Annotated in this window: 14 protein-coding genes; 3 read left to right on the forward strand and 11 right to left on the reverse strand. The window is 59.4% G+C overall.

Annotated elements, in window-relative coordinates:
• Positions 1–24 precede the first annotated feature (24 nt).
• The gene (gene lipB / locus JJ917_04900; protein MBO6698152.1) at positions 25–765 is read left to right on the forward strand and encodes a lipoyl(octanoyl) transferase LipB; all 741 of its coding nucleotides are present in this window, start codon (positions 25–27) and stop codon (positions 763–765) included.
• Here the strand turns inward: lipB and JJ917_04905 are convergent.
• The gene (locus tag JJ917_04905) at positions 762–3,017 is read right to left on the reverse strand and encodes a ComEC family competence protein (GenBank protein MBO6698153.1); all 2,256 of its coding nucleotides are present in this window, start codon (positions 3,015–3,017) and stop codon (positions 762–764) included. The two genes, lipB and JJ917_04905, sit on opposite strands and share 4 nt — an antisense overlap.
• A gap of 162 nt (positions 3,018–3,179) precedes the next feature.
• Between JJ917_04905 and JJ917_04910 the strand changes: the two genes are divergently transcribed.
• Both JJ917_04910 and gltA read left to right on the forward strand, forming a co-directional pair.
• Positions 3,180–4,622 carry a glutamate--tRNA ligase gene (locus tag JJ917_04910; protein ID MBO6698154.1) on the forward strand — a complete coding sequence of 481 codons (1,443 nt, stop codon included), beginning with the start codon at positions 3,180–3,182 and terminating at the stop codon, positions 4,620–4,622.
• A gap of 237 nt (positions 4,623–4,859) precedes the next feature.
• Complete coding sequence (gene gltA / locus JJ917_04915) at positions 4,860–6,164, forward strand: citrate (Si)-synthase (protein MBO6698155.1); 1,305 nt, start codon at positions 4,860–4,862, stop codon at positions 6,162–6,164.
• A gap of 40 nt (positions 6,165–6,204) precedes the next feature.
• Here the strand turns inward: gltA and lpxB are convergent, their stop codons facing one another.
• From lpxB to JJ917_04965, 10 genes are all read right to left on the reverse strand, one after another.
• Positions 6,205–7,416, reverse strand: a complete 1,212-nt coding sequence (lpxB, locus tag JJ917_04920) for a lipid-A-disaccharide synthase (protein ID MBO6698156.1) — start codon at positions 7,414–7,416, stop codon at positions 6,205–6,207.
• Positions 7,413–8,303: a UDP-2,3-diacylglucosamine diphosphatase LpxI gene (gene lpxI / locus JJ917_04925; protein MBO6698157.1), complete on the reverse strand. Its 891-nt coding sequence runs from the start codon at positions 8,301–8,303 to the stop codon at positions 7,413–7,415. The genes lpxB and lpxI overlap by 4 nt, the downstream gene beginning before the upstream one ends.
• 10 nt (positions 8,304–8,313) lie before the next feature.
• On the reverse strand, positions 8,314–9,111 hold the full coding sequence (gene lpxA / locus JJ917_04930) for an acyl-ACP--UDP-N-acetylglucosamine O-acyltransferase (GenBank protein ID MBO6698158.1): 798 nt from the start codon (positions 9,109–9,111) through the stop codon (positions 8,314–8,316).
• Positions 9,108–9,581: a 3-hydroxyacyl-ACP dehydratase FabZ gene (gene fabZ, locus JJ917_04935; GenBank protein ID MBO6698159.1), complete on the reverse strand. Its 474-nt coding sequence runs from the start codon at positions 9,579–9,581 to the stop codon at positions 9,108–9,110. The genes lpxA and fabZ overlap by 4 nt, the downstream gene beginning before the upstream one ends.
• Positions 9,582–9,697: 116 nt before the next feature.
• The gene (gene lpxD, locus JJ917_04940; GenBank protein ID MBO6698160.1) at positions 9,698–10,753 is read right to left on the reverse strand and encodes a UDP-3-O-(3-hydroxymyristoyl)glucosamine N-acyltransferase; all 1,056 of its coding nucleotides are present in this window, start codon (positions 10,751–10,753) and stop codon (positions 9,698–9,700) included.
• A 204-nt stretch (positions 10,754–10,957) separates the two neighbouring features.
• Positions 10,958–13,342: an outer membrane protein assembly factor BamA gene (bamA, locus tag JJ917_04945; protein MBO6698161.1), complete on the reverse strand. Its 2,385-nt coding sequence runs from the start codon at positions 13,340–13,342 to the stop codon at positions 10,958–10,960.
• Between the two features lie 184 nt (positions 13,343–13,526).
• Complete coding sequence (gene rseP, locus JJ917_04950) at positions 13,527–14,660, reverse strand: RIP metalloprotease RseP (protein ID MBO6698162.1); 1,134 nt, start codon at positions 14,658–14,660, stop codon at positions 13,527–13,529.
• Positions 14,661–14,689: 29 nt separating this feature from the next.
• Positions 14,690–15,898, reverse strand: coding sequence for a 1-deoxy-D-xylulose-5-phosphate reductoisomerase (locus tag JJ917_04955; protein MBO6698163.1), 1,209 nt, complete (start codon positions 15,896–15,898; stop codon positions 14,690–14,692).
• 2 nt (positions 15,899–15,900) lie between these two features.
• Positions 15,901–16,758, reverse strand: coding sequence for a phosphatidate cytidylyltransferase (locus tag JJ917_04960; protein MBO6698164.1), 858 nt, complete (start codon positions 16,756–16,758; stop codon positions 15,901–15,903).
• A 113-nt stretch (positions 16,759–16,871) separates the two neighbouring features.
• Complete coding sequence (locus JJ917_04965) at positions 16,872–17,678, reverse strand: isoprenyl transferase (GenBank protein MBO6698165.1); 807 nt, start codon at positions 17,676–17,678, stop codon at positions 16,872–16,874.
• Between the last annotated feature and the right edge of the window lie 13 nt (positions 17,679–17,691).

Raw genomic sequence — 17,691 nt, forward strand, 5'->3', positions numbered from 1 at the left:
CCTTCCGCGCCCCTCGCACCGGAAATCCAGGAGATCCATCCCATTCTTCGCGAAGCAACCCTTGATGGCGATCAGCTGTTCTTGGCGGACCAGCCCATTGAATGGCGCGTTGAGCCCGGCTTGGTGGACTATGATTCTGCTGTTGAGGCGATGGAGGAGCGTGTTGCAGACATCCGCCATGGTCGCAAAGATGAGCTGATCTGGCTGGTCGAGCACCCGCCACTTTACACGGCTGGCACCAGTGCAGACGCCGCCGATCTGGTGGCGCCGGATCGGTTCCCTGTCTTCAGGACCGGTCGAGGCGGCCAGTACACCTATCACGGCCCCGGCCAACGCGTTGCCTATGTGATGCTCGACCTCAACAGGCGCGGCAAGGATGTGCGCGCATTCGTTGCCGGTCTTGAGGCTTGGATCATTGCGACGCTTGATCGCTTTAATGTTCGCGGCGAGCGGCGTGAGGATCGCGTTGGCGTTTGGGTGCGAAGGCCGGAAAAGCCCTCACCCATTCCTGGGACCGTTGCTGAGGACAAAATTGCGGCGATTGGCATACGGGTGCGCCAATGGGTGAGCTTTCACGGCATCAGCATCAATGTTGAGCCGGACCTGGAGCATTTCTCCGGCATCGTGCCGTGCGGGGTGACCGAGCATGGGGTCACGAGCTTGGTCGATCTCGGACTGCCCGTGACGATGGAAGATCTCGACCTGGCCCTCAAGGGGGAAGCGGAAAGCCTGTTTGGGCCGCTCGCGGTGTCGCAACCGGCTTAGTCCGCCACCACTTCCCAGGGGCGCGTCCGGCGCTCAAAGGTCGGCCAAAAGCGCAATCCAGACGGTTCAACGTCATCGGCGACCAAAGTCACGGCGCCATGGTCACGCAATGTGCTTGCATCGATGATGACGGCTGCCTCACAGTCTGATGGCGCGTCAAGCTCTGTGATCACGACTGATGCTAGCCGACAGTCCTCGTCCAGCGCGGCCGGGTCGAGAATGTGGGCGACGACGACACCTGTGTCGAGCCTTGCCACGCAGCCGAGCGGATCACAGGTCCAGAGCGATGACCCGTTTGACTGAGACGGATCAAGCGCTAACCGCTGATGCCACATATCGACCGAAAAGCGACTGCCGCGCCTGATCGACCGATCGATGCTGGTTACGCTGCCTTGTGCATCATCAACCAGGGCGACCGTCTGCGCCTGACGTTCCACGATCAGCAACGGCACGGGTTGAAACAGACCGACCACTGGAATCAGAGCGAGCGGCACGCAGCCCAGCAAACGCGCCCTGCCGACAAAAAGCGCCGCCACGCATCCGGCAAAGGTCATCAGGAGCAAGGCTTGCGGCGTGATCGCCGGCACGCCAATGCGCGATGCCTCAAGGCTCGCGACCCATCGTGCAACGGCCATGACCGCGTCGATCCCAAACCCCATGGCCGCGAGCGGGGCGGATTCCAGCGCAAAGGGCGTCAAAAACAGTGCCAACAGGCCTGCCGGCATGATGACGAGCGAGACCAGCGGCAACGCCAGCACATTGCCAATCAATCCGAGCGGTGCACCGAAAGAGAAGTGGTAGGCGGCGAACGGCGCTGTGGCGAGCCCCGCGACCAGCGAGGTTAGCGCAATTCCGCCAATTACCGAGAGAGGTCGGAAGAGTGCCCCTGCCCGACTGGTCTCCAACGCCATGCGCCACGCCCAGGTGCTGCGCGAGGTCGTCCATGCGCCGTAGAAGGCGATTAATGCGAGCGTGGCGGCAAAAGACATCTGAAAGCTCGGCCCGAGGATGCTCTCGGGGTGGATGACCAACACCACGATGGCGGCGAACGCCACGCCGCGTATCGTCAACGCTCGCCGGCTCGCCATCATGGCCACCAGCACAAGCACGATCATGACGAAGGCACGCTGCGTGGCCGTGCTGGCGCCCGACAAGGCCAGATAACCCGATGCAATGATCAACCCGCCGAGCGCTGCCCATCGCATCGTGGAGCTTGCCGCTGATGCTGACGGGTGAAGCGCGAGCAGCAAATTGATGAGCGCGATGGCCGACAGGGTCATCATGGCCATGTGCATGCCTGAGATCGCCAGCAAATGGGCTAGACCAGCACGACGCAATTCCTCGGCGCTTTCTTCCGATAGTCCATCACGGATACCAACCAAGAGCGCCGCAGCGATGGCGCCGGTGTCGCCAGGCAGGACCTCGGTGATCCGCTGCGCAACACCTAACCGCGTCCGCTCAATGGCCTGGTGGACCGAACCGACGCCAAGATCGTCCACCGACGGCGCACTGATGCGCGTTGGTCGGCCATAGCTAAACCCCGTTGCGCCGATGCCATCAAAGTAAAGCTCACGGCGCATGTTGCGCGCACCAGGCATCACCGGTTCGGGCGGTGATCCAAGCCGGGCGAGAACCTCGATGTGATCGCCGGGCGCTAGGGTGCCGGGTTCAGCGATGACGGTGATGCGGATGCGGTCAGGCGTGGCGTCGGGCGCGATATCCTCGATCGCGAGTTGATCGAGCGTCAGCCTGGCGCGCGTCGGCGTGCGTTGTTCCAAGCGAACAATCCGCCCCGTGACCTCGTCCGTCGTCTCGCGCAAGATTTGCGGCGCATCGGCGATGCGCGCGGTTTGCGCACCGAGAAGCACGCCAAGAACCAAGGAGAACGCCAGCAGAACTCCATGAATTGATGCCTGATTGCGATTACGCCAGCTCAAAACTCCCAGCACCAGCGCCGCAGGATACAATGCCCAGAGCGCCGGTTCGTGCGGTAGCGCGAAATAGCCGATCAAGCCCGCGCCGAATGCAACCACCAACCAAGCAGGGCCATGGCCCATGGATAGCGAGGCATCCACCGCGCGGCCAAGGGCAAGAACCCCGCGGGAAACCCAAGATTTTTCGTTGTCCACATCGTCTTCAACGACGCTGAACGGTCGCGATCGGCCGACGCCACCGACGGCGACAAGCCGTTCCAGCGCAATGGATGAGAGCGCCTTTGGATTGGCGCCTGTCTTGTGGTTTTCCTCAGCCATGGCGCGCGAGCCATACGTTCTGGGCGTGCTGGCCAATGGTTGTGTGCAGCGCCAAACATGGTAAGTGCGAGCACGCCATTTCCCTGAACACCCTCATCTGCCGCCTTGCAGCCTACGCGCCGCGCGGCGATCCTATCCTGCCACAAGCGAGCCCTGCCTGATATGAGCCAATCCGGTCACGCCACCCCGCCGATCGTCACCCGTTTTGCCCCCTCGCCCACCGGCTTTTTGCACATTGGTGGCGCGCGCACGGCCCTGTTCAACTGGCTCTATGCCAAGTCGGTTGGCGGTGTAATGCGGCTGCGCATCGAAGACACCGACAAGGCGCGATCCACCAGCGAGGCTATCGACGCGATCTTGGACAGCCTTGCTTGGCTTGGTCTCGATCATGATGGCGAGACGGTTTTCCAGTCGCAGCGTGGCGACCGGCATGCTGAGGTGGCCAACCAACTGCTCGCCGAAGGCAAAGCCTATAAGTGCTACGCGACACCGAACGAGCTGACGCAGATGCGCGAAGAGGCGCGCGCCGCCGGTAAACCACCCCGCTATGATGGTCGCTGGCGCGACAGGCCCGACAGCGATGCACCAGCCGGCGCGCCCTTTGCGGTGCGGATCAAGGCGCCGCAGGATGGCGCGACGGTGGTAGACGATAAGGTCCAGGGTTCGGTCAAAACGCCGAACAAAGACCTCGACGATTTCATCATCTTGCGGTCCGACGGCACGCCGACCTATATGCTCGCCGTCGTCGTGGACGACCATGATATGGGCGTCACGCACGTCATTCGCGGCGATGATCATTTGACCAATGCCGCCCGACAGAGCGTCATCTATGATGCGCTCGGCTGGGACCGGTCGGTGTTTGCCCACATTCCCCTGATCCACGGCCCCGATGGGGCGAAGCTTTCCAAACGCCATGGCGCTGTGGGGGCAGAAGCCTACCGCGCCGATGGGTTCCTGCCGGAAACCATGCGTAACTATCTGGCGCGCCTCGGTTGGGCACATGGCGACGATGAAATTTTCTCCACCGAACAAGCCATTGAATGGTTCGGATTTGACGGCATGGGCAAGTCAGCCGCGCGCTTTGATGTGCAGAAACTGACGGCCCTCAACGCGCACTATATGCGCTCAATGGACGAAGCCGACTTCAAGGTGGCCTTGGCGACAAGCCTGCCCTACCTGCCCAATCGCGATAAACTGCCCGATCCGCTTGAGGGCGAGGCCAAAGACCGTTTCGACGTGGCGCTACCGGGCCTGCGCGAACGTGCCCGCACCCTGGTTGAACTCATTGACAGCGCTGCGTTCCTGTTCGCCGCGCGCCCTCTGGTTTTGGAAGAAAAAGCTGCCGCTCTGCTGACCGACGAGGCCCGCGCCCATCTGAAAGCCCTTCATGGCACTTACTCGGGTCTTACCGATTGGGATGCTGAAGCGCTTGAAGCGGCCACGAAAGCCTATGCGGAAAACGCCGGCATCAAACTCGGTGCCGTTGCCCAGCCCTTGCGGGCCGCGTTGACGGGCTCGAAGACCAGTCCTGGGATCTATGATGTTCTGATTGCGCTGGGCCGCGATGAGTCCTTGGCGCGCATCGGCGACCAAGCTGCCGCATAGATTTCTCAACGGTTTGAATCTATGGCATATTTTGACGAAGACAGGCGTCAAAACTCGCCTGTCTATGCGTCCTTTGGCGGCTTGTGGGCAGGCGGTAATTTCGCTACCCACTCCCCACAGCCTGACCGATGGGTGCGTTGCGGCATAACCATCCGTTTTTCCCGACTTGGGAAAGACTGATGGATCGACCTCGCCCAGCCCACGCTCCGGTCCGACAAAAAGAGGAGAGCGTCTCATATGGGCGATACCAACGGCAACAAAACAGCGACCCTGAGCCTTGATGGCAATACGCATGAATTCAAGGTGCGCTCCGGAACGATTGGTCCGGATGTCATTGATATATCAAAGCTTTACGCGACGACTGGCGCTTTCACCTATGATCCTGGGTTCACCTCAACCGGATCCTGTGAATCCGAAATCACCTATATCGATGGCGACAAGGGCATTCTGCTGCACCGCGGTTATCCGATCGATCAATTGGCCGAGCATGGTGACTTTCTGGAGACCTGCTACCTGCTGCTTTACGGCGAGTTGCCAACGTCCGCTCAGAAGGCCGACTTTGACAACCGCGTAACCCGCCACACCATGCTGCACGAGCAGATGGCGCGGTTCTTCACCGGTTTCCGTCGTGACGCACACCCGATGGCGATTGTGTGTGGCGTCGTCGGCGCTCTGTCGGCGTTCTATCACGACTCCACCGACATTTCCGACCCGCACCAGCGGATGGTGGCCTCGCTTCGCATGATCGCCAAGCTGCCGACGATTGCGGCGATGGCGCTGAAATACTCGATCGGTCAGCCGTTCGTTTATCCGCGCAATGATCTCGATTACGCAGCCAACTTCCTGCACATGTGCTTTGCGGTGCCGTGCGAGGAGTACAAGATCAATCCTGTGCTCGCCCGTGCCATGGATCGCATCTTCATACTGCATGCCGACCATGAGCAGAACGCGTCGACATCGACGGTTCGCCTGGCAGGTTCGTCTGGCGCCAACCCATTTGCCTGCATCGCGGCTGGTATTGCCTGCCTTTGGGGTCCTGCCCATGGCGGCGCCAACGAGGCCGCGCTTAACATGCTGGCCGAAATCGGCTCGGTGGAGAACATCCCGGCCTATGTCGCCCGCGCCAAGGACAAGGACGATCCCTTCCGTCTGATGGGCTTTGGCCACCGGGTTTATAAAAACTACGATCCACGCGCCAAGATCATGCAGAAGACCTGCCATGAGGTTCTCGGCGAGCTCGGCATCACCGATGATCCCATGCTGGAAGTGGCGATGGAGCTGGAGCGCATTGCGCTGACGGATGAGTATTTCATCGACAAGAAACTCTACCCGAACATCGATTTCTATTCCGGTATCACGCTGAAAGCGCTTGGGTTTGCGCCGAACATGTTCACCGTGCTGTTCGCGCTTGCCCGCACGGTCGGCTGGATTGCCCAGTGGAAAGAGATGGTCGAAGATCCGCAACAACGCATCGGCCGCCCGCGCCAGCTCTACACGGGTGAAGCGCAACGCGACTATGTGTCGATGTCGCGCCGCAAATAGGTTCGTTGAACAGTCAACGAGCAAACGAGAAAGCCGGCCATTAAGGCCGGCTTTTTAATGTTCTGTCTAAAGATAAAAACCGATCAACCACCACGCGCGCGCGCGCAGCGGGGCTTTGATCATCCGGTCCAGCCATCAGCGCATCAAGCTCTTGAAAGGCTTCAATCTGCGCCCGGCGCTCGGGCGTGTCCGTTATCAGCGGCACAAGCGCGCGCGCCAGCGCCTCCGGTCGCGCGGTTTCATCGACATATTCGCGCACCACAGGTCGTCCGAGCACCAGATTGGGCAGGATGATGGTCCAAACCTTCACCAGACGGCGAAACAGGTGCGCCAAAAAATCCAGCTTGTAGAGTACGACCATGGGGATACCAGCGAGCGCGACCTCCAGAGTCGCCGTACCGGACGCGACGATGGCAGCATGGGACCTGCGCATCGCAGCACGCTTGCCCTCCTGATCACCGACAACGGTGATCGTCACCGGCCAGTCTTTCACAAACTGGGTAATGTGAGCAGCGTGCTTCGGCACGGACGGCAGGACATAGATGGGTGTCGGCGCGCCGCGTTGCCTCATCAACTCATTGGCACGGGCGAGCGTCTCCCTCAGAACCGGCAAGTGGCGGGCGATTTCACCGCCCCGGCTTCCTGGCATGACGAGAACAGTCGTGGCGCCTTCGCCGAGCGCGGGACGTTCGTCGGCGGACTGTGGGCGCAGACTTTCCAACTCGTCGATCAAGGGATGGCCAACATAGCTGGCCGGCGGCCCGCCAAGTCTTGAATGGGCCTCGACCTCAAAGGGTAACAGAACCAAAAGGTGATCGATGTAGGCACGCATTGTCGCCGCCCGGCTCTGACGCCACGCCCAGACGGATGGCGACACCCAACCGATGATCGGGATCTCGGGCGTCGCTTTGCGAACACGCTTGGCGACGCGGTGGGTGAAGTCGGGACTGTCGATCAAGACGACCACATCCGGCTTGGAGGCGATGATCGCATCAGCCGTTTGCTTGATCCGTCTCAGGATCGTCGGTAGCCGCGCGACCACGGGCGCAAGGCCCATGACCGCGATGTCTTCAATGTCGAAAAGGCTGTCCAAGCCTTGCTCGGCAAGCCCTTCGCCGCCAAGACCTTCGAACGTGACCGCATCACCATGACCTTGGCGCAGTTCGGCAGCCAGCGAGGCGCCTAACCGGTCGCCGGACGCTTCGCCGACGACGAAAAACACGCGTTTGGGATCGGCAGCTGGCTCGGTCATGCTGGCATATCTTCAGCACTGGTCGGCACAAACGCCGATCGCGGCTCAGCTATCAGCGTGACCTTGTGTTTTTTGCACAAAGCCACGACGTCCTTGCGCTGGCTGACAAGAACATGGCCAGCCTCCAAGACAATGGCCGAAAGCCCGGCATTGGCAGCGTTCTCGATGGTGCGCGGCCCAATGGTCGGCATATCAAGCCGCAAATCCTGCGACGGGCGTGTGCATTTGGCCAACGCGCCTTCGCGCATCTTGGCAGAAAAGCGCTTGGCGGCGCGCATGGTTCCTACCCGCTCCAACAGGCCATCGGTGCCCTCAGCGCCTTCCATGGCGACGATACGCCCGCCCACAGAGATGCCGCCTTGGCCCATATCGAGGTGGCCGGCGGTCCAAGCTGTGCGCATCGCCTTCATAACATCGATGCGGCCTGCATCGGTGAGTTTAGGCCCTGCCAAATGCCCTTCCTCAGCAAGAAGGGACGGCGCCACGTCCTGCGCGCCGACCAAATCAAATCCAAGGTCAGCGAATAGCTTGGCGAGCTTGTCGAGCACCGATGCGTCACCGCCTGCCAAAAGCGTCGTCAGAAGCTGCGGCAGAAGCTGCACCGCGCCCCAATCGAGCTTGACGGTCTTGTGGTCGGGCCTGCGCGCGATGCTGCCGATGATCACCAGTTTTTCGGTCTCATGGTCTTTCAGGTGTCGCTGAAGCGCGCCGAACTGGCCCCAGCCAACACATTCTTGGCGTATCTCGGTATCGATGTTCGGAAGGTCGGCCTCGTCGGCGATGCCGATCACCAGCACATCGTGGCCGCGTGTGCGTGCGGCATGCGCCACCTCGACCGGCAGATGCCCGCCGCCTGCTAGAATCGTAAGGTTTGGAAGGCTCGCCATCGGCGCGCCGCTAGTCGCCAGCGTGCGGCAGGCAGAGCGCTCTGTCGGATCGCGAGCGGATGAAGTCGATGATGCGCTGCACGCCCGGGCTTTCGGTGAACATGTTGGCGACGTCCTCAACCCGCTCAGCAAGCGTGCCTTCATCGGAGAACAAAAGGCGGTAGGCTTGGCGGATGGTGTGCACTTCCTCACGGTCGAAACCACGACGGCGCAGGCCGACGATATTCAGGCCGCTGAGCGAGGCACGGTTGCCGATCACCATGCCATAAGGAATGACATCGTTCTCCACGCCTGTTAACCCGCCGACAAAGGCATGTTCACCAATTCGCACGAACTGATGCGCCGCCGAGCCGCCAGAAACGATGACGTGGCTTTCCACGGTGCAGTGACCCGCCATCATCACATTGTTGCCGAGGATGACCTGATTGCCGATCATGCAGTCATGCGCCACATGCGCCGACGCCATGAGCAGACAGCTATCGCCGACCTTGGTGATCATGCCGCCATGCTCGGTGCCCGGTTGCACGGTCACATATTCGCGCATGGTCGTGTTGTTGCCTATCTCAAGCGTCGATGGTTCGCCGTGATACTTCAAATCCTGCGGTCTATGGCCGATAGAGGCAAACGGAAACAGATGGCACCCGGCACCAATCGTCGTTCGCCCGGCCACGACAACGTGGCTTTCCAGCTTGGTGTGATCGCCAAGCTTAACATCGCCACCAACATGGCAGAACGGCCCGATGGACACCCCCTCACCCAGTTCGGCGCCTGACTCGATCAGAGCCGTTGCATGGATGGAGGTGCTCAAGCTGTCGCCTCCGGATGGACGATCATCGCACTGATTTCAGCTTCGGCCGCCTTGGCGCCATCGACTTTCGCGACAGCGGCAAACTTCCAGATGTTGGCGCGTTGGCGCACTTTGGTGACCTCATAGTGCAGTACATCGCCAGGAATGACGGGCTTGCGGAATTTCGCGTTGTCGATGGTCATGAAATAGACCAGCGGTTGAATTGGGCGTTTGGGACTGGCGGCAATGCAAAGTGCGCCGGCGGTCTGCGCAATCCCTTCAATGATCAGAACACCGGGCATAATCGGATGCCCCGGAAAATGCCCCTGGAAATGCGGCTCGTTCATAGTGACGTTCTTGATGCCGACACCGTAATTGTCGCCGTCCATATCGACGATCTTGTCGACCAATAGAAACGGGTAGCGATGGGGCAAAAACTCCAGCAGCTGCTGAATATCGACGCTGTTCAGTACGGTGGGTGTTTCTGTCATATCCATCACGGGCCTTTAGGTCTGCGTAGAAAGCTCAGCCCTTACAGCATGTTCACGGTGTTGGTTCAAATGGCCGGAGGTCGAAAACCGGGGATCGTCTTCGAGAGATCGAGGGTTTAGTCCATGGGCTTAGTGCCCTGTTCGCCCAATCGCTTGATGGCGGCCAGCTCGCGGAACACTGTTCTGGCAGACTTGGCGGGCGTTCCCGCCCAGCGCGCGCCCGGCGGGACGTCATCTTTGACGTTGGATGCCGCAGCGATCTGCGCGCCCATGCCGATACGAAGATGGCCAGCCACGCCCGAGTGCCCACCAATGGCGACAAAATCTTCCAACACCGATGAGCCGGCAATGCCGACCTGACCGACCAGAACGCAATGGCGGCCTATCTCGACGTTGTGACCGATCTGAACGAGGTTATCGATCTTGGTGCCTTCGCCGATGATCGTGTCACGCGTCGTGCCTCTGTCGATACAGGACCCGGCGCCGATCTCCACATCGTCTTGAATGATCACGCGGCCAAGCTGCGGCACTTTCAAATGGCCCATCGGGCTCATAGCAAATCCAAAACCATCTTGGCCAATATTGACGCCGCTGTGGAGGATCACGCGATCACCGATCAGTGCGTGTTGGACGACCGCCTGGGCGCCAACATATCCGTCACGGCCAATCTGAACATGATGCGCAATCACCGCGCCGGCACAAACCGTCGTTCCAGCTCCAACAGCCGCATGGGCGCCAATAACCGCCCCGGATTCAATCGTTACACCCTCTTCCAGCGTGGCAGAGGGATCGATATGCGCCGCTGGAGAAATACCCTCGCTGAGTACTGTGCCTTGCAGCTTGACGCCTGAGGGCACCATCAACGCCGCAGCGCGCGCGAAATCGCGATAGGGTTCTTTGGACACCAGGCCGACGACGCCCGGCTTCAGTCGGTCCTTAAAACGGTCAGCGAGGATGACGCAGCTGGCGTCTGTCGTCTCCAGATGCCCGGCATACTTGGCGTTATCGAGAAACGACAACGTACCTTTGTCGGCCTGTTCAATAGGCGCAACGCCTACCAACTCCCGCCCGCTGGAGCCGACGTCGCCTCCAACCAGTTCCAAGCCAAGTGCCTTAGCGAGGCTTTCAGCTGAATGCGGCACGAGCGGCGGAAAAAAGGCTGGGCTGGTCATTGGAAACGAGTCACGCGAAAATTTGGTTCTGCACCTGATCCTTAGCGTGGATCCTCGCGCCTTGGCTACGGTCAACAGAACCTGTTTCGGTCGCACTTTCCGAACGTGCCTGCAGCCGAGTTCTTGCCAAAGAAACAGAAAAGGCCGTGGCTTTCATAAGCCACGGCCTTTGAAGATGTCGTAGAGACCGGCGGTTCAGATTTCCTAGAACCGCGCACCCGCACTGAAGCGGAATGCCTGCTCATCATCGTAAGTCTCGGATGCCAAAACATAGGCATAGTCTGCCCGAAGGGGACCAAATGGCGAGTTCCAAATCAAGCTCCCGCCAACGGATGCGCGGATCGAATTATCATCGTTGACGACCAATCCGCTCGTCGCGACCAAATTGTTGACGCTACCAACCGGGTCAAACAGTGTTCCAGCATCGGCGAAGACGGCGCCACGAATACCGACAGCCTCAGTCACATAGGGCAATGCGAAATTCAACTCACCAGAAATTCCAGCATAGGTTGTGCCGCCGAGCGCGTCGCCGGTCGCCGCATCACGGGGACCCAGACTGTCAAACCCGCGGACTAGACCAGCGCCTTGGAAAAACCCATCGGTAATGAGCAGGCCACCATCGTCCCATGACCAGACATTCCCAGCTTGGACGCGAACCGATGCTACAAGGTCGAGATCCGTCGAAAGTGTGTGATATGCGCGGGCGTCCAACGTAGTTTTGACAAATTCTACGTCACCACCCAAGCCTGCAACGGTCTGACGTAACCGCGCGAAGTATCCGTCACGAGGCGTCGTCCGATTGTCGACCGTGTCATAGACCAACGTCCAGGTCAGGCTGGAGGTAACGCGATCGTTAGACCGGTCGACCGCGTCAGCAATGCCATCGACAGTCGCTCCCACAAGCTGCTCAATCGCCCTCGAAGCTGTTGTGCCCGCATCCAGTTCATACTCAGACACGTCTAATCCATAACTCAGGCCGAAGTCCAAATCATTGGTGATCGGAGCAACAATTCGCAATGCGCCGCCCGTTGCTATTGTAGTAAAGGCATTGTCATCAGAGTCACCCGACTCACGACGGTATAGATCAAACCCAGCGGCCAACCGACGACCCAAGAAATATGGTTCTGTGAATGAGAAATCGAATGTCCGATTCTCGTCAAGCCCCCCGCCAACAGCGGCACGGACAAACTGTCCACGGCCAAGGAAGTTGCGCTCGGTAACCGAAAGTTCCAAAGTCACTCCGGACGTCGTTGAGTAGCCGACACCGAAAGAGAAGTCGCCAGTCGATTGCTCGACCACGGCCACATTCAACACAATACGGTCGGCCGACGAGCCCTGGGCCGTCGTGACACGAACAGATTGAAAAAAACCGAGAGCTTCCAAACGACGCTGGGCGCGGTCCACCAGAACACGGTTGAACGCATCACCCTCAGCAAAGTCAAACTCGCGCCGGATGACGTAATCCCGGGTGCGTGTGTTGCCGGAAATGTTGATCCGCTCGACATAGGCCCGCACGCCTTCATCGACGAAATATGTCAGGTCGATCGTGTTATCGGCAGCATTGCGATCGCCGCGTGGCCGCACCTGGACGAAGGCGTAGCCAAAGCTCGCAACCTCGATCGTCAATGCCTCGATTGACCGATCCACGGCTGTGGCATCGTAGGTGTCACCTGGTCGAGTTTCGAGGACCGAATACAAGTCTTCCGGATCAAGCTCGCGTAAGGTCGAGTCAATCTCAACATTACCGAACTGGTAACGGGGACCTTCATCAACGGTGAAAGTGATGAAAAAGACGTTTTGCTCGCGGTCGAGTTCAGCCACAGCCGAAACAACGCGGAAGTCAGCATAGCCTTCACTCAAGTAGAAGCGACGCAGGCGCTCGCGGTCAGCATCCAAACGATCTGGATCGTAGACATCGGATGATGACAGGAAGGACAGCAATCCAGACTGCGTGGTCGTGATCGTGTCGCGCAACTTTCCGTCACTAAAGGCTTGGTTGCCAATGAATGTGATGCGCGAAACGCCAGACCGCTCGTCCTCTTCGATCTCGAAAACCAAATCGACGCGGTTGTCGCCAACGTCGATGAGCTTTGGCTCAACCCGAGCGGCAAAGCGGCCATTGCGGCGGTAAGCTTCCAAAATACGCTGCGTATCGGACTGAACCGCCGACTCGGTCAAAACGCGGCGCGGCTCAAGCTGCACCACCGTGTTCAGCGCGGAATCATCAATGCGGCGATTGCCCTCGAAAACCACCTGCCGCACGACCGGGTTCTCAACAACCTGGACCAAGAGCACCGACCCACGGCGCTCAAGGGACACATCGGAAAACAGACCGGTCGCAAACAGCGACTGCAAGGATTCATTGAGGTCACGAGCGCCGAAGCTGCGGCCTGGCACGACCGTGACATAGGAAATGATTGTTGAGGATTCGATCCGACGATTGCCTTCAACCTGGATGGAGGAAACCGTGGCGGCTTGGGCGGAGGCGGGCACAAGGCTCAAGGCGCCATGTCCTGCTGAAATCGACAGCGGCAGAGCCGCCATCATCATCGCAAACACGAACGAAATACCCAAACGGTTCATAGTCATATTAATCCTTTACCCCTTGCGAGGGCATACCAAACCAGCCGAGTCAGTTCGGCATCGCACTCAGTCTTCTATCGAGGCTACCGTAAGACGCAAGCCGTTGGCGGCGTTGAGTGATCCATTTATGGTCCTTTGCGGCACTTAGTTGCACGCGCGCAACGGTCACTTAACCTTTCGCAACCGTACATCACCGCATCAGATTGACGATGTCGTTCCACGTCGCAAACACCATAAGAAACATCACCATAGCCAGGCCAATGCGGAATCCGATTTCCTGGCTGCGGTCGCTCAAAGGTTTTCCACGGATTGCTTCAGCGGCGTAGAACGCCAAATGGCCGCCGTCGAGCATGGGAATAGGGAACAAGTTGACCATGCCAATAGAGACGGAAATCACGGCGGTTAGTTGCAGAAGCGCAAGAAAGCCGAGTGTGGCCACATCGCCTGAAATCTTAGCAACCCGCACGGGGCCCGAGAGTTGATCGGGTGATTCCTGACCGACCAGTATCCGCCCGATATAGGTCAATGATTGAGTGATCACGAGACCGGTCTGTTCCACGGCACGGCCCGTAGCTGCCAATGGGCCATACTCAATGACAGTTACGTCATCCTCATCGGCCTCATGGACAACACCAATCACGCCAACCCGCTGCCTGTTGCCGAAACCGTCATCGATTTCCCGGCGTTCCGGTACGATGGTGAGATCAAGCAGCGTTCCGGCCCGGTCGAGTGTGAAAAGCAAGGGCCGCTCGGCAGACAAAGTCACCACGCGCTGAACATCGGCAAAGGTCTCAATCGCGTTGCCCTCAATGGCAACAACGATGTCACCTGCTTCGACGCCTGCTGCTTCGGCAGCAGAGTTTTCCTGCACGGTATCGATTCGTGGCACCGTCACGGTCTCGCCGAGCGTCATGAATACGCCGGCGAAAATCACGATGGCAAGAATGAAATTAGCGAGCGGACCAGCCACGACCACAGCAGCACGTTGCCATAATGGTTTCAAATGAAAGGCCTTTTGCCTTTCTTGTTCATTCATCTGGGCCAGCTCGGCATTGTCGGGCACGCTGGCTACGTTTTCATCGCCAGCGAACTTCACATAGCCGCCCAGCGGAATCGCCGAGAGTTTCCAGCGCGTGCCGTGTTTGTCGGTAGTGCCCAATATCTCCGGGCCAAAACCGACCGAAAAGGTCCGCACGCCAACGCCGCACCACCGCGCAACAGCGAAGTGACCCAGCTCGTGGAAGAACACCACGATGGTCAACACAAACAAGAATGGCACGATCGTTCCAATGAGAAACGATCCGCTGCCTGCGATGAGTTCCATTCCCGCTATCCCTTTTTCCCAAGCATCACTTAGCTTGGCGCGCTTATCCGGTGCAATTGGTCCTCGACGATAGCGTTAGCAAGGTGTTGACCATGCTGATCCGCCGACAGCACGTCATCGAGCGAGGCAAATGCCCCTGCCGACAGGTCACCCAGGGCCTTGTCCATGGTCATCGCGACAATGGTGGCGATTTCGTGGAACGCGCAGCGGCCATCCACAAACGCCCTCACCGCCACCTCATTGGCGGCGTTGAACAGGGCCGGGGCCGGGCCGCCTTCGCGCATTGCATCAAAGGCAAGACCCAGCATCGGAAAGCGGTCCAAGTCTGGCGGTTCGAAATCCAGTTGACCAAGCATCGCTAAATCAAGCCGATCAACCTGCGGCGCGGGATACCGATTGGGCCAAGCCAGCGCCGCCGCAATGGGCGTGCGCATATCGGGCATGCCAAGCTGCGCCAGGACCGATCCATCGGTGTAATGGACCATACCATGGACGATCGATTGGGGGTGTACGACAACCTTGATGGCATCCGGGCCAACGGCGAAAAGGTGATGCGCCTCAATCACTTCCAGGCCCTTATTGGCCAAAGTGGCTGAGTCGATGGTCACCTTCTGACCCATCGTCCAGTTGGGGTGATTCAGCGCGTCCGTGAGGGTGGCAAAGCGGATTCGCTTCTTGTCCCATGTACGAAATGGCCCACCGGACGCTGTGACAGTGATTGCTTCGATCTGCGTATGATTTTTTTCTTCAAAGACCTGAAACAGCGCGCTGTGCTCGGAGTCGAGCGGCAGGATCCTCACGCCTTTGTCGGCGGCAAGCTTCATCATCACGGGTCCGGCACACACCAAGGCCTCCTTGTTAGCGAGCGCCACCGTGTTGCCCGCCTGGATGGCCGCCATCGCAGGCTCAATGCCAGGCGAACCCACCATGGCGCAGACGACCAAGTCAGCCGACTCAGCGGCGGCGTCGATAACAGCGCCCCGCCCGGCCGCTACATCGATCGGCGTTCCAGCTAGGCGCTCTTTCAAGGCCTGATAGTGCTGCTCATCGGCGACAACGGCGCGCTCCGCATTAAGCTTTATGGCGCGTTCTGCGAGCTTATCGACATTGGAATGGCCGACCAGCGTCGTCACACGGAACCGCTCGCGGTTGGCCAAGATGATGTCGGTGGTGCTGTCACCGATCGAACCGGTGGCGCCAAGGATGGCAATCGAGCGGGTCGTGTTGCTGTTTGGCATGGTCAGACTGCCCCCAGCGTGAGCAGGCCTTCGGCCACTGTGCCCTGCCCTTTCAGGGATAGCCCGATCAAGAACGCAGCAGCGCTGGCAAACACCAGCCCATCGACGCGATCCATGAACCCTCCATGACCTGGAAGCAGCGTACCGGAGTCTTTTGCGCCAAAACGACGTTTCAGCCCCGACTCAAAAAGATCACCGGCTTGCGATGCAACGCTTAAGACCAATGCCATAAGACCAATATAGGCTACAGAGACCCAGGTCATGGCATGACCGGTGGTGCGGGCCGAAACATGGACATCCGCCCAGGCGATGTAGCCAACGCAAATGATCATGGCCGCCAACGCTCCTGAAATGGCGCCGGACCAGGTTTTATTGGGTGAGACCGAGGGCATCAGCTTTGGGCCACCAATGGTGCGCCCGCCGAAATAAGCGGCGATGTCGGTTGCCCAAACGGCCGCAAACACAAACAGAATGGCCGAAAGGCCGACGCTGTCATGGCCGCGCAGGCTGACAAGGCTCACCACCAACCAAGTCGCGTAAGAAACCCCGGTCAGCGACCACCGTTTGGGGCTTTCCAGAAGAGCAGCACCCAGCGCGACGAACAGAGAGCCGATACCGACGGCCATTGCCGCGACAGGGCCGAAAAAGAAGGCGACCGAGGCGGCCACGGCGACAACCATCATGCCAAGCACGAGGCGGCGCTGGGAGTTCGGCCCCGTCAATCGTTCCCACTCGCTCAAGACGAAAAAGCTAAGCACCGAAAAGGCAACGACGAGGACCAAACCGCCGGTCCATGTCGTCACCAACGCGACCGCCATCAAGACGACGCCGGAGAGCACGCGCTTTGTCAGTTCAGACATTGGGCGACTCACGGTCGATTTGTCAGGTGTTGGGGAATTGGGGGCGGTCATGCACCTTGGCATAGGGCGTCTGGCCACGTTTGGCCAGATCGCCATTGGCGGCGGTTTGCCGCTTACTCAGCAGCCACTTGGACGGCGCTTGCCCGGCCACCAAAACGCCGGTCGCGACGTCGAAATTCTTCCAAGGCACCGTCCAGCGCCACGGCATTGAAATCGGGCCAAAGCGTTTCAGTGAATACGAACTCAGCATAGGCGGCCTGCCAGAGCAGAAAATTGGAAAGGCGCATTTCACCGCTGGTGCGGATGATCAAATCAGGGTCCGGTGATCCGCAGGTATCAAGCGCGCGCTCAAAAAGGTCCGATGTGATGGCGTCTGCATCAAGAACGCCTTTTGCCGCCTGTTCAGCCAGCTTGCGCGCCGCACGGACGATTTCATCACGCCCGCCATAATTGAAGGCAATGTTGAGAAAAAGGTTGCGGCCATCGCGAGTCACGGTCTCGGCATGCTCAAGCAGTTCGCGAATGTCAGGCGCCAGGTCTTCGCGCTCGCCGATGACCCGAACCTTGACGCCATTGGCTTTGAGCTCGCCAAGGTCGCGTTTGATGAACACGCGCAAAAGCATGAGCAGGTCACGGACTTCGGCCTTTGGGCGCTTCCAGTTTTCTGACGAGAACGCGAAAAGCGTGAGATACTTCACCCCGCGCTCGCCAACATCGCGCACCGCCTGGCGCAGCGCTTCGACGCCGCGCCGATGGCCCTCGACACGTGGCAAGCCCTTACGTTCGGCCCAGCGTCCATTGCCATCCATGATGATACCGATATGCGCCGGCACATAACCGAGACCATCGGTCGCCGAGGGAACAGCGAACGTGTCCTCGTCAAAGTCCTGAAGACGTGCGGCGGATGACGGTGGGTTCATGGCGTTCTATCAG

This window comes from Hyphomicrobiales bacterium, from assembly GCA_017642935.1.
Lineage (GTDB): Bacteria > Pseudomonadota > Alphaproteobacteria > Rhizobiales > MH13 > MH13.